At 33.5% G+C, this 12870-nt stretch carries 13 protein-coding genes; 6 read left to right on the top strand and 7 right to left on the bottom strand.

Annotated elements, in window-relative coordinates; translation table 11 throughout:
• Window position 1: 1 nt before the first annotated feature.
• Both FLACOL7796_RS13505 and FLACOL7796_RS13510 read left to right on the top strand, forming a co-directional pair.
• Complete coding sequence (locus FLACOL7796_RS13505) at window positions 2-256, top strand: acyl carrier protein (RefSeq protein WP_173971296.1); 255 nt, start codon at window positions 2-4, stop codon at window positions 254-256.
• A complete protein-coding gene (locus FLACOL7796_RS13510) occupies window positions 253-756 on the top strand; it encodes a 4'-phosphopantetheinyl transferase family protein (protein WP_173971297.1) in 504 nt (167 codons plus the stop codon). Before FLACOL7796_RS13505 ends, FLACOL7796_RS13510 begins: the two co-directional genes overlap by 4 nt.
• 25 nt (window positions 757-781) lie before the next feature.
• Here the strand turns inward: FLACOL7796_RS13510 and FLACOL7796_RS13515 are convergent, their stop codons facing one another.
• The gene (locus FLACOL7796_RS13515; RefSeq protein ID WP_173971298.1) at window positions 782-1510 is read right to left on the bottom strand and encodes an IclR family transcriptional regulator; all 729 of its coding nucleotides are present in this window, start codon (window positions 1508-1510) and stop codon (window positions 782-784) included.
• A 92-nt stretch (window positions 1511-1602) separates the two neighbouring features.
• Between FLACOL7796_RS13515 and FLACOL7796_RS13520 the strand changes: the two genes are divergently transcribed.
• From FLACOL7796_RS13520 to FLACOL7796_RS13530, 3 genes are all read left to right on the top strand, one after another.
• Window positions 1603-2553 (top strand): aldo/keto reductase, encoded by a 951-nt coding sequence (locus FLACOL7796_RS13520; protein ID WP_317168347.1) that lies wholly within the window; start codon window positions 1603-1605, stop codon window positions 2551-2553.
• A gap of 337 nt (window positions 2554-2890) precedes the next feature.
• Window positions 2891-3307 (top strand): OsmC family protein, encoded by a 417-nt coding sequence (locus FLACOL7796_RS13525; protein WP_173971299.1) that lies wholly within the window; start codon window positions 2891-2893, stop codon window positions 3305-3307.
• A 102-nt stretch (window positions 3308-3409) separates the two neighbouring features.
• On the top strand, window positions 3410-4207 hold the full coding sequence (locus FLACOL7796_RS13530; protein WP_232067375.1) for an alpha/beta hydrolase: 798 nt from the start codon (window positions 3410-3412) through the stop codon (window positions 4205-4207).
• A gap of 116 nt (window positions 4208-4323) precedes the next feature.
• Here FLACOL7796_RS13530 and FLACOL7796_RS13535 read toward each other — a convergent pair whose 3' ends face one another.
• The 5 genes from FLACOL7796_RS13535 to FLACOL7796_RS13555 form a co-directional block, all read right to left on the bottom strand.
• A complete protein-coding gene (locus FLACOL7796_RS13535) occupies window positions 4324-5310 on the bottom strand; it encodes a hydrogen peroxide-inducible genes activator (protein ID WP_173971300.1) in 987 nt (328 codons plus the stop codon).
• A 128-nt stretch (window positions 5311-5438) separates the two neighbouring features.
• Complete coding sequence (locus tag FLACOL7796_RS13540) at window positions 5439-6314, bottom strand: siderophore-interacting protein (protein ID WP_232067376.1); 876 nt, start codon at window positions 6312-6314, stop codon at window positions 5439-5441.
• Complete coding sequence (locus FLACOL7796_RS13545; RefSeq protein ID WP_173971301.1) at window positions 6259-7434, bottom strand: MFS transporter; 1176 nt, start codon at window positions 7432-7434, stop codon at window positions 6259-6261. Before FLACOL7796_RS13545 ends, FLACOL7796_RS13540 begins: the two co-directional genes overlap by 56 nt.
• A gap of 64 nt (window positions 7435-7498) precedes the next feature.
• Window positions 7499-8362, bottom strand: coding sequence for an AraC family transcriptional regulator (locus FLACOL7796_RS13550; RefSeq protein ID WP_173971302.1), 864 nt, complete (start codon window positions 8360-8362; stop codon window positions 7499-7501).
• Window positions 8363-8530: 168 nt separating this feature from the next.
• Complete coding sequence (locus tag FLACOL7796_RS13555; protein ID WP_173971303.1) at window positions 8531-9349, bottom strand: alpha/beta hydrolase; 819 nt, start codon at window positions 9347-9349, stop codon at window positions 8531-8533.
• Window positions 9350-9604: 255 nt separating this feature from the next.
• Between FLACOL7796_RS13555 and FLACOL7796_RS13560 the strand changes: the two genes are divergently transcribed.
• Window positions 9605-10039 (top strand): META domain-containing protein, encoded by a 435-nt coding sequence (locus tag FLACOL7796_RS13560; protein ID WP_173971304.1) that lies wholly within the window; start codon window positions 9605-9607, stop codon window positions 10037-10039.
• A gap of 399 nt (window positions 10040-10438) precedes the next feature.
• On the opposite strand, the gene FLACOL7796_RS13565 is transcribed toward FLACOL7796_RS13560, so the two are convergent.
• Complete coding sequence (locus FLACOL7796_RS13565; protein ID WP_173971305.1) at window positions 10439-12778, bottom strand: TonB-dependent receptor; 2340 nt, start codon at window positions 12776-12778, stop codon at window positions 10439-10441.
• Window positions 12779-12870: the final 92 nt, after the last annotated feature.

The following is a 12870-nucleotide window of genomic DNA, read 5'->3' on the forward strand; positions in this document are numbered from 1 at the left end:
TATGAACAAAGAAGAACTTATAGCAAAATTAAAAGTGATCATAAAGCCTTACACCACAAATACTGAAGCTTATGACAATCTTACCGAGGAAACCGATTTTATTAATGATTTGAGTATTAATTCGGCTAATTTGGTAGATATTGTTTTGGATATTGAAGAAGCATTTGACGTGGTAATTGACAATGCTGATATGGAGCGAATGCTTGACGTTAAAACCGCGGTAGAAATTATATCTGACAAACTTGCTGCAAAATGATTGGTAACGACGTTATAGATATCCTGCAATCCCGCCATGAAAGTAATTGGCGGCGAAAAGGCTATATCGAAAAACTCTTTACTCCATCTGAACAATTATTGATCTCGCAAACGTCAGATCCTGAAACCATGTTATGGCTGCTTTGGAGCATGAAAGAAGCAGCCTATAAAATCTATAATCGACAAACGAAAATAAGAGCGTACATCCCTCAAAAGCTCGAGTGCACTATTATCTCAAAAAATGATCAGTACGCTACAGGACAAGTTATTCTGGAGAATGTTTATTATACAAAAACTATTTTCTCAAAAGATAGTTTACATACCATCGCTGTAACCAGCAAAGATCATTTGAATAATGTAATTGAGATAGAGAAAAAAAACATTATTAAAGATCAAAACGGAATTCCTTTTTTGTCTCAGCCTCCATTACATATCTTAAAAGACGTTTCGATAAGTCATCACGGGCGTTTTGAAAAAGTAGTTATTATTGATCAGAAATAAAACAGAAATTTATAGTGTTCTGTTTTTAGCTAATATTCAGTTTACTGCTGTATTTGCCATGTTCCTTAATCAGGAATTCCATTACCCGTAAAGATTCTATAAATTGTGGTTCTTTAAATCTAAACGAAGGGCCGGAAACACAAAGTACCGCTATTGGTTTATTTTTGAAAAATATAGGCATCGCTACACAATTTAAATCAGGATCATACGCCTGAACATCCAGGGCATAACCCACTTTTAGTATTGTTTTAATTTCGGTTTCAATTGTAGCGACTTCTTCCGTATTATATTGTTTACTTAAATTGCTTTGCAAATGTGTCGAAAAAGCAAGAAATGATTTCCCTATAGCCGTAGTTGTCATTTCATACTCTTTACCTGTATTAAGCGTAATTTTTACCGCCCTGTTTGGTTCACATTTAAGTTCGTGTCTGTAATAAGATCCCATTTGTACCGCGAGATATGAGGATTCATTGGTAAGACTTGTTATTTTTTCTAAAATTGGCCGTAACTCACTTTTGAGTTCATTAACAGATAATAAAGGAGCGTACAAGCATTCCAGTTTTGACGTTATCCGGTATCTCGGGCTTACGTCATCTTGTTCTAAATAACCTAGCTGTTTTAAACTGTCTAAAAAACTATGAACAGAATTTTTCTTTAAATCCAAAGCCTTGGCAACATCATTAAGTCTGACGAAATTACCGCTTGAAGCAATGTACTCTAAAATTTGAAATGTTTTTTTTACCGATTGATTCATAAGTTCATATATAATGAACAAAATTACATTTTATACTATTATCAAACACAAAAGTTCATTAAATAATTACATTTGATAAAAATTTTAAAATTATGATACAAAATAAAACATTAGGTAATTCTACGATCGAAATTGCGCCGCTAGTTTTTGGAACAAATGTATTCGGCTGGACTACAGACCAAAAAATGACTTCTAATTTACTGGATCAATTTACTGATGCAGGATTTAATGCCTTAGATACTGCAGATGTTTACTCAAAATGGGTAGAAGGTCACGAAGGTGGAGAATCTGAATTGGCTATTGGAAAATGGCTAAAAGAATCCGGTAAAAGAGATAAAATTATGCTGGCTACAAAAGTAGGTGCCGAATTCTCTGATACTAAAAAAGGATTGAGTAAAAAATACATTATTCAGGCAGCCGAAGATTCATTAAAACGACTTCAAACCGATTACATTGATTTATACCAATCCCATTATGATGATCTTAATACGCCTATCGAAGAAACTTTAGAGGCTTATGACAGTCTTGTCAAAGCAGGAAAAGTGAGAATAATTGGTGCTTCAAACTTTACTCCTGAACGTTTAGAAGAATCTCTTACCATCAGCAAGAACAATAATCTTCCTGCTTATCAAACCTTTCAACCGGAATATAATTTATACGATCGTCATGATTTTGAAGATAATATAAAGGCCATTACCGTAAAGAATAATTTAAGTGTTATTAGTTATTTTTCCCTTGCAAGCGGCTTTTTATCTGGCAAGTATCGTGATCAAAGCGATCTAAAAGACAGTAAAAGAGGTGCATTCGTAGAGAAATATTTAAACGAAAAAGGATTTAGAATTCTTAAAGCACTAGATATTGTAGCTTCAAAACATCATGCTGTTCCGGGAACAATTGCCTTGGCGTGGATCATGCACCAACCTGAAATTTCAGCGCCTATAGTTAGTGCAACAAATCCGGAGCAGCTAAAGGAGTTAATAAACGCAACTACAATACAACTGGATACAGAAGATCTTTCATTATTAAATACAGCAAGTTTGTAATTTAGATCAAACTATTCTTTATACAGCATCCTCTACTCTTGTAGACAGATTTGATATTTATTTAATTTTAACGGACATTGAATACTTAAGTGTAACAACATTTAAATATTTAATGTCCTTTTTTTTATTCTGCTTTAACGCTCCAAGAGAGTAATAATATTCCATAAACCCAAGGAAATCCAGCTCATTATAAATTTAACCTTTCTTTATTATAAATTAAATTTATAAACACTAAAAATTATTAATTTGATTAATAATAACTACCGCCATAAATTTGTCTCATCAAAATCAAACAAACGATTTGAATCACAAAATAAATAACTTAAAAATTAAGATCATGAAATTTACAAGAAGAGCAAACGCAAACTGGAAAGGTACAGGAATGGAAGGAAAAGGTACAATCAGTACTCAAAGCACTACACTGGACAATGCACAATTATCTTTTAAAACCCGTTTTGAAGAAGGTGTAGGAACCAATCCTGAAGAATTAATCGCAGCAGCACATTCTGGCTGTTTTACTATGCAACTAAGCTTTTTACTTTCTGAAGCAGGATTTGTGCCTGAAGATTTAAACACCGAAGCTAAAGTAACTTTTGAAGACGGAACCATTACTTTGATTCAGTTAATCCTTAACGGAAAAGTTCCAGGAATTACTGAAGAAGATTTTCAGAAAGCGGCACAAAAAGCAAAAGAAATTTGTCCTATCTCAAAATTATTAAATACTGAAATTACTTTATCAGTAACATTAGCATAACTACTAAATGTTGGTCTGAGTGGGGCTTTGACTTCGCTCAGGCTTACTACAAACAACACAACAACAAAATATTTTACAACACAACAATTTAAAATTTACAAAATGAAAACAATCACTTTAAAAGAACAATTGAATCGTTATTTCATGTTCGCAGCACTTATTTTTAGTTTGTTATTCGCGACAGCAAATTCACACGCACAAACAAAAACAACCACAGCGCCTATTAAAAATGTAGTATTGGTACATGGTGCCTTTGCTGATGGTTCTGGCTGGAAAGCTTTATATCAGGTATTAACTAAAAAAGGATATAACGTTACTATTGTTCAAAACCCTTTAAGCTCTCTTGAAGATGATGTTGCTGCAACAAATGTAGTTTTAGACAGACAAGACGGGCCAACTGTTTTGGTAGGACATTCATGGGGAGGAAGCGTTATTACTCAGGCAGGAAATCATCCAAAGGTTGCGGCATTGGTTTACGTAGCAGCTTTTCAGCCTGATAACGGCGAAACAACTGTACAATGGTTAATGACTGCTCCTCCAGCTCCTGAAAATGGTGTATTAAGTCCTGACAATAAAGGAATTGTGTATTATGATAAAGCTAAATTTCACGCTGGTTTTGCTGCTGATATCAGCAAAGAAGATGCTGAATTTATGTACGCATCTCAAGGTGCATTCTACGCGAAAGGATTTGGAACTCCGATCACTAAAGCAGCATGGAGAGACAAACCTGCTTACGGAATCGTTGCAACTGAAGATAAAAGTATTGCTCCGGAAATCGAACGCGCAATGTACAAACGTTCTAACACAAAAGTAACTGAAATAAAAGGAAGCCACGTAGTATTTATGTCACAACCAGAAGCTGTTGCTAAAGTTATAATTGCTGCTTCTTTGAAAAAATAAATTTAAAATAAATTCCAATTTTTTAAAATTCCAAATTCCAATTGACTTCGTTAAAGTTGGAATTTGGATTTTTTATTTTGGAATTTAATTTCCCTAGATTGGAATTTGGAATTTATTTATTGGGAATTTAACTTTATGTAATCACTAACCGATTTAGCAAAATAAGGTGAATCATTCCAGCGTATTTTACGAAAGGCGAAATCTTTCTTTAAAGAATCAGGAAGGCAATTCCAGATCGCTTCATTCATTTTTTCGAGCAATAGTTTTTTCGAAAAGGAATCCGAAACTACCAAACTGATTTCTCTTACGGGTTTTGGTTCTTTAAAAGGTTTAAAAAGTCCTGAATTGTTTTCGTTCAAAATTGAAAGTTCCGGTATAATGGCAAATCCTAATTGCGCACGTACCAGATTTTTTAAGGTTTCTATCGAACTAATATCATACGTGAATTGTTCTTTTAATTTTCCCGGAGATTTGATTCCGCAGATATCTAATAATTGTGCGTTGTAGCAAAACTCGCTGTGAAGCAATAATAATTCGGTTTTATCTCCCGGCTGAAGTTCGTAAAACTCATTATTCGCCATAGGATGATGTTCGTTTAGATACGCTACAAAAGGTTCTTTAAAAATAGGATGTTCTATTAAATTAGGATTTCCGGTAGGTGTCGCCATCAAAACTACGTCTAGCGAACCCGTTTCTAATTCTTTCATCAATTGTCCCGTATTGGCTTCTCTGATAATAAAATGAACTTTGGGAGTCGCTTCTTTCATTGCCTTTATAAACAACGGAATCAAATAAGGTGATAAAGTCGAAATTACTCCTACCCTAACTTCGCCTTCAAGCAAGTTTTTTTCGTTTACCACAAAATCCCGAATTTCATCGGCTTCACGAAGTATTTTCTTTGCTTTATTTATAATCTCAATTCCAAGTGTAGTAGGTGTTAACGGCACTTTATTCCGATCGAAGATTTTAATGCCTATTTCTTCTTCCAGATTTTTCAACTGAATCGTAAGTCCTGGTTGTGTAACCATACAAACTTCGGCAGCTCTGGCAAAATGGCGCTCTTCATCTAATGCTACAATATATTTTAATTGTTGTATCGTCATGATTATAAAATTATTTTATAAAGATAAATAAACTTATTATTTTGCTTATAATACATTAGAATAAAAACAGGCAAGTGAAAAAGTTTTCTTTCGCCTGTTTCGATATTTTATTTACTTCAAAATAAAGTTTAATCCATTTTTTCCTCCCTACGTTCTGCTGTAGATTCACTTTCAGTTTTTCCTGATTTCCAATATGATGAAGCATTATATTCACTTCTGTCCCATCCTTTTTCTACTTTAAAATAATTTCTTACTACTTTGACGGTATTGTATTCTGCTGCAATAAATGCAAATCTTTTCGTTTTTATGCCAGGAAGCAGGATGCTCTTTACAAATTGTGCAAGCTCACTTCCTTTTTCGGGATGCTTATTATATACCCAATCTATACTTACATTGGCCTGAGAAATGAAATCAATTCTATCCTTTTTTCCGTATACTTCGAGTACTGCTTTTACATTTACTCCTTTCGGAAGTTGTTCTAAAATACTTCCAATTACCGGAAGTGCGGTCGCATCACCTACTAAAAGATACTCATCAGCCTGAGGGACCAAATCTCTTACACTTTCTTTCATAGCAATACCCAAAATATCCCCTACTTCAGCATTTTGAGCCCAACCAGAAGCAGGACCATTATCACCATGAGCTACAAAATCAATACTTAATTCTTTTTTTTCAAAATCGATTCTTCTGGTTGTGTAAGTTCTCATTACAGGCAAAAGCTCAGATAAGACAACGCTTTCTTTATTCGTAAAATAAATAACATTCATCCCTTTGGGCGGAATATATATTTTGTTGTTAGATCCGGGCTTCACATTCGCAATCAAATCTAATTGCTCGTTGGTAACCTCAAAAACTACACGAATATAATGTGGTGTTATAAAAGACTTATGCTTTACCGTAAATGCAGATCGAATAACTTTTTTTGATAATTTTCCATAATCATTTCCATTAATCTCGTTTAAATAACATAGTTCCCAAAGCCAATAAACAGCTAATACTCCCAAACAAATAGATATCCTGATAACTAAACCAACCCGCAATTAATCCTGCCAACGGCCCAGCTAATCCCAATGAAAGATCAAAAAATGCAGCATATGCTCCTAAAGTAGTTCCTCGCATTTGAGGTTTTACTTTTTTGATTGCCAATACTCCCAAAGAAGGAAAAACAAGCGAAAAACCAATACCGGTTAAGGCACAACCTATCAGAGCCATTTCTTTGGTAAAAGAAGTATAAATAAGAAATTGCCCGATAACTTCAATGATCAAAGAAACTACAGCTACTTTATACCCTCCGTATTTATCAGGATAAGAAGCAAAAAAGACTCTGGTAAGAATATAAGATAATCCGAAAATCATAAAGGCCAAAGAAGCATCTCCCCAGTTTTTTTCAGTAAAAAACAAAGCGATAAAAGAAGCAATACAACCAAAAGCCATAGAAGAAAAAGCCAGTGTTAATCCCTGTTTCGCAATCGTTCCTACTACTTTATAAAATGGTGTTCTGATATGCTCTTTGTCAACTGGTATCGCTGGTAGTTTTTTGGTCGAAATCCAGCTTGCAAGAGGTAAAATTACAATCATGCCTAAGGCGTACACAATACCAAAATCTTTAGCTATCCAAATGCTTAAAGGAGCTCCTACGGCAATTCCGCCATACATTGCGATTCCGTTCCAGGTCATTACTTTTCCTGATTTTTCATGTCCCACTAAACCAATTCCCCAGGTTAAAGCACCAATCACCAACAAACTTTCTGCAATACCGTGAACGATTCTTGCCAGTAAAAGAAGTAATAATGATACCAAAGGATAGGACGCAAATGAAGCTGCAAATACATAAATTATCCCTGCAACCATTACCAAAATTATCCCGCCAAGTTTAGACCTTTTAGCTCCTTTGGTATCGGTGATTTTCCCAAAATAAGCCCGTGTTAAAAGAGTGGTTAGCGGTTGTAAACCAATTACAAAACCAACAATTAAACTATTAAACTTTAAATCGTTTTGTACAAAACCCGGCACGATTCCTAATGTTAAACCTATCGTGAGGTAAATAGCAAATACCGATAAAATGATTGGAATTGTGGCTTTATAAAAGTCAATTGTTTGTCCCTTTTCTAAAATTCTACTCATGTTTTTTTGTTTAAAAATTACGAGTACAAAGGAATGGGCTTTATAAAGAAACAGAAATGGCTAACTAAGAGTTTTGATTGGACAAATCGCAGTAATTCTTTCTAAATTCTAAAGGCGTAATACCTTCATTCTTTTTAAAAAATCTGGAGAAATAAGTATGATCTTCATATTGCAATGAAAAAGCAATTTCTTTAGTATTTAATTGTGTGTAAAAAAGCAATCGTTTCGCTTCCAGTAAAATTTCATGCTGTATCCAATAACTTGAGGCACATCCGGTTTGTTCCTTGACCATTTCGTTCAGATAAGGTACCGAAATATGTAATAAAGCAGCGTAATCTTTAGGTCTTTTTAATTCTAAGAAATGTTTCTGTACCAATTGTCTAAACTGAAAAGTCAATTCTGTTTTTCTATCAATCCCGTTTTTAGGATTTTCATTTTTAGAAAACTCCAAAACTGCCATTCCCATCAAACTATCGACAAGCGAACGAATGATGTTTTTTTGAATATCACTAACGGCTTCACTTACCTGCTGAAATATCAATTCTACAGTATTAAATAAAACAGTATTCTGGATGGGTACAACCTGAGAAACATTTTGATGCGTATCAAAAATCCTTCGATATGTGTTTTGCAGGTAAGATGGGTTTAAAAAAATAAAATATCCTTTAGAATCCATTTGTTTGGTATAATAATGTACCTGACCTGGAGCAATAAAAAATAACGCCTGATCCTTTATCTGATGGTTTTTAAAATCAATCATAAGTTCTATCAATCCTTTTTCCTGAATATAAAAAACATAATGATCGTCTCGGTGTGCTTTCGTTAAATGCCCGCTAAAATCTACATTATTAGCTACTATTTCTTTCACCTGAATACCTAAGTTGTCCAGTTCTTTGGTGTGAATTTCTATATTCAGTTTCTTTTTCAATAGTTGTTTTTTTAAGTGGTATTCTGAAAGATAACAGGAACAAATTTACTAAAGATTATTTTAGATGTAGCAGAATCAAATGTTATAACTAGTTTTTCTTTTTAGCAAAACGGCAAAAGCCTATTCACATAATGAACAGGCTTTTACTATTTTAAAATTACAGTTCTATTATTTTTCACCATTAAAATAAGCCTCAAACAAAGCCAATTGATTTGATAATGATTTGTTCCAATATTTTGGATCATGTCCTCCAGGAGATTCTGTATAAAGATGTTGTATTTTTTGATTAGTTAAAAGCTGATGAAAATCTCTATTCATATCGATCATTTGATCGTCTTCTGTACCACAATCTAAAATATAGAATTGATTGGCTAATTTCATTTCGTTTGTTTTATCAAAAGTGAAATATTGCTTCGGTAAATCTTTAAAATCTCCTAAAATTTTATCTACCTGATAATTATGGAAGTTTTCGCCAAATCGATTAAAATCTAATGCGCCGCAGGAACTTCCAACAATAGAAAATGTATTGGTATAAAACACACCAATATTCAACGCGCCGTATCCACCCATACTCCAACCTAGAATTCCTCTAAACTTTCGATCCCTTATTGTGGGGTAATTGGCATCTATATATTCGACTAATTCTTTCCCTATAAAGGTTTGATATTGTGATGTTTTATCTACAGGACTATCAACATACCAACTATTAAAATTACCATTGGCCAGCACATAAATCGTGTTGTATTTTTGGGCTTTTCCGGTAAGATCCGGAATATCCTGTTGGTACGTTCTATCCGGATTTCCGCTATAGCCGTGCAGAATATAAATGGTTTTATAGATTTGTCCTTTTATCAATTTTGGACTAATGATAACCGTTTCGATCTCTTTATTCATCTTTTTGCTAAACACTTTTTTATGAATAATTTGTTGTGCAGAAATAGATAATGTAATTGCAAAAAGTGCTACGGTGGTAAATAATGTTTTCATCTTTTTTATTTTTAATGATGAGACAAAATTCAGCTATAGAAAATGCAAAAGCATTTACATTTGTTGAGGAATTAAATTTTTATTTATCTATGTGTACGAGCAAATCGATATCGCAATAACCTATTAGGGCTTAATAATCTAACGTGATATTTGCTTTGTTTTCGATCATCATCAAATTAAAAACTAAAAATAAGTCAGATTTATGGCCCAAATTTTGATTAAAATCTTTAAATTTATGTTTTAAAATCTTATTTTATGAAAAATTACGTATTGGTATTCGTCGCTATTTTAGCATTATCTTTTAATTCTTGTACAACAATGAAAGACACTTCAAAAACTGCCGATCTTTATAATACAACGTGGGAACTGGAGTACATTTCTGGTCCGCGTATTGCTTTTGAAGGCTTATTTCCTGATAAAAAACCGTTTATTAAATTTGATGAAGCTACTAAACAAGTTTCAGGAAATGCAGGTTGTAACGGTTATAGCGCTCCATTTACTTTAAAAGGAAAATCACTTACTTTTGGAGAACAAGGTCCGGCTACTTTAATGTATTGTGAAGGTGGCGGAGAACAGGTTTTTACAAAAACAATTAAAAATATTGATAGTTATTCTATTGATAAAGATGGAAAACTGAACCTGATTATGAAGGATATCCCAATGATGAGATTCAAAAAAGTAACTAAATAGTTTGGTTGCTTTACATTAGAATAATTAATAAAACAAAATCTCTCAATTTCAAATCTTGAGGGATTTTTTTTATGGATGCAAAATATCATTAATTAAAGAGTATCTACAATACATATTGTAAACACTTACTATTTATATTTTACCGCAAAGCACGCAAAGATTTTGTATCAGCTTGCTTATAAAAACGCAAAGTTCGCAAAGCTAAATCAATACAATCCTGATAGCTATCGGGACCGCGAATTTTGTGTTTTTTTATAAAAGAGAAAAATAAAAAACCTTCGTGTTCTCTGCGTTAATTATTTTTTCCTAAGTTTTAGAATTGATTCATAAAAAAAGGTTCCTGACGAAAAAGATCGCCAGAAACCCTCAAATAAAAAAACAAAATAATACGTTATTCTTCTAAAATTTGAATGTTAAATTCACTAAGAAATTTGCCGGAGGCTGAGGCGCTCCCCATGAACTCCAGTATTTTTTGTTAGAAAGATTGTTTATCTTAACTCCTACTCTCCAGTTTGATTGTTCGTAGAATATTGTTTGATTATAAATAGTATACGATGAAATATAAAAGGTATTCGTAGTTGCCATATAACTTTTGTCAACATAATTGGCTCCAACACCAATGCCAAGACCTTTTAAAACGTTTTGAAATTTATACGAAGCCCAAAAGTTTACCACATCTTCAGGAGCATCTTGTGCTTTGTTGCCTTCGATAGCTTTATTCGCTTCACTTGTTTTTACGATACGATTATCATTATAAGCATATCCCGCTGTAATATCTAAACCAGGAAACGGATTAGCTAAAAATTCAAATTCAACTCCTTTACTTACTTGTTTTCCGTCTTGCTGGTAAGTCAAATCAGTTTGTCGTATTACCGCGTTATCGTTTGTAATTTTATAATAACTTATTGTTGCGCTTAATTTTTTATTGAATAATTCTGCCTTTATACCTCCTTCATATTGATTTGCATATAAAGGATCTAATACGAGCTGCTCGCCACCAGGTTGTGTAACGGGAGCTAAATTCTGAAATCCGTTCATGTAATTTCCAAATATCGAAACCTGATCTTTAACAATCTGATAGACTATTCCTAATTTTGGCGATAGCGAGTTTTGACTATACCCCGGTACAGTGCCGCTTTCTTTTCGATCAAAATTATCCAATCGTAAACTCGCCATGGCATATAATCGGTCAGCAACGCCTAATACATAAGAAGCATATCCGCTAAAAGTATATTCGTCACGTCCGGCTCTTACCACTGGCGCCAGCAATACTTTATCAATTTCGCTTTTCCTAACCGGATTAAAATTAGTGGTTACATCAATTGTTCTAAACGGAGTCGCAGGAGTTGGTGTAGACGAAAATGTATCGGTATAATATCTATAGTTAGCCCCCATAAGGATTTTATGTTTTAAAATTCCTGTCGAAAATTCACCATTAAAATTTTGTTGAATATTGGTGTAATTGCTTGAAATTGGTCCAAAAAGCGTTGCACGTATAGTAGCAGTTGTAGGTGAAGTCCAGGTTGGTAAAACCTGATAACTATAATCTAAGTCTTCGTTTACATAAGAAAATAAAGTAGTCGATTTCCAGCGATCAGATATTTCATATTCCGCCTGAACAAATGCTTTAGACGAAGACGATTTTGCATCGGCATCATCATGAATCAGCGATTTTTTATAATTTAATTGTATATCGCCCGGATTTGTTATGCCTGATGCAGCCGTAACAGTTGGATATAACGGCCTTGTATTGTTAACTTTAAACAACTCTGCATCAACGCTGAAAGTAAGTTTTTCGCTTGCTTTAAAAATAATACTCGGCGTAAAAGAAAGTGTTTTATTAAAACCATAATCTAAAAAGCTTTTTTCGTTATTAACCGCGGCATTCAATCTAAATAGCACATTCTTATCTTTCGTTAATGGCGTATTAATATCTACAGTAAGTCGGTTTACGCCAAAACTTCCTGCCGTATACGAAATTTCAGTAGCAGAGGCCTCAAAAGGTTTTTTGGTAACCAGATTGACAACACCACCAAACGAAGAAGCAGATGAACCAAATAAAGTTCCCGACGGTCCTTTTAATACCTCTATTCGTTCCACATTTGCAATACCAATACTTGATCTTCCTGACAGTGTTTCCATTCCGTTTCTGGAATTAATCCCTACGGTAAAACCTCTAAATATAACGGCAAATCCACCCGAAGGATAATTAAGCGGCACAACTCCGGGCGCATTTCTAACAGCACCTGCAGGATCAATTACAATTTGCTCCTGAAGTAACTCTTTGTGGATCACATTATAAACCTGTGGATTTTCTATATTTTTAAGAGGCATACGCGCAACGTACTGCGTTTTCTTAGAAAGAAGACTTTTTCTGTTATTAATTACAACCTCTTGTAATTCTTTGTTTGAAACTTTTAATTGTACATTCACAGTTGTTGTTTCATTATCCGCAACTACAACTTCCTGATCTACAGTTTCGTATCCTGTTAAAGATATTTGCAGAGTATAGGAATTACTGCGTATCCTGCTAAGTTCAAAATTTCCATCTTCATTAGTACTGGTATCATATTTTGAATTTTTTAAAATGATATTTACTTCAGATGCAGGCTTTCCATCAGAAGTCGTAATTTTTCCTTTAATTTTTCCATGTCTTTGTTGTGCAACAGCCGAACATACAGTAAATAAAAAGCTAATAATAAATAAAAACTTTGATGTTCTTATACTAAAATGGTTCATTGATTTTATATTTGGTTAATACTTGTTCTTATTTAGAATTAATAAAAACAATACAAAAGTAGAAATTAATAACACTTTAACAAGTATTATTA

The sequence above is a fragment of the Flavobacterium bizetiae genome (assembly GCF_902804475.1).
GTDB classification, from domain to species: domain Bacteria; phylum Bacteroidota; class Bacteroidia; order Flavobacteriales; family Flavobacteriaceae; genus Flavobacterium; species Flavobacterium bizetiae.

Bases quoted from the DNA above. Each gene is read 5' to 3' on its own strand.
- FLACOL7796_RS13515 (WP_173971298.1), bottom strand. From the start codon at position 1,510: ATGAATCAATCGGTAAAAAAAACATTTCAAATTTTAGAGTACATTGCT.
- FLACOL7796_RS13510 (WP_173971297.1), top strand. From the start codon at position 253: ATGATTGGTAACGACGTTATAGATATCCTGCAATCCCGCCATGAAAGT.
- FLACOL7796_RS13545 (WP_173971301.1), bottom strand. From the start codon at position 7,434: ATGAGTAGAATTTTAGAAAAGGGACAAACAATTGACTTTTATAAAGCC.
- FLACOL7796_RS13560 (WP_173971304.1), top strand. From the start codon at position 9,605: ATGAAAAATTACGTATTGGTATTCGTCGCTATTTTAGCATTATCTTTT.
- FLACOL7796_RS13505 (WP_173971296.1), top strand. From the start codon at position 2: ATGAACAAAGAAGAACTTATAGCAAAATTAAAAGTGATCATAAAGCCT.
- FLACOL7796_RS13520 (WP_317168347.1), top strand. From the start codon at position 1,603: ATGATACAAAATAAAACATTAGGTAATTCTACGATCGAAATTGCGCCG.
- FLACOL7796_RS13565 (WP_173971305.1), bottom strand. From the start codon at position 12,778: ATGAACCATTTTAGTATAAGAACATCAAAGTTTTTATTTATTATTAGC.
- FLACOL7796_RS13525 (WP_173971299.1), top strand. From the start codon at position 2,891: ATGAAATTTACAAGAAGAGCAAACGCAAACTGGAAAGGTACAGGAATG.
- FLACOL7796_RS13555 (WP_173971303.1), bottom strand. From the start codon at position 9,349: ATGAAAACATTATTTACCACCGTAGCACTTTTTGCAATTACATTATCT.
- FLACOL7796_RS13535 (WP_173971300.1), bottom strand. From the start codon at position 5,310: ATGACGATACAACAATTAAAATATATTGTAGCATTAGATGAAGAGCGC.
- FLACOL7796_RS13530 (WP_232067375.1), top strand. From the start codon at position 3,410: ATGAAAACAATCACTTTAAAAGAACAATTGAATCGTTATTTCATGTTC.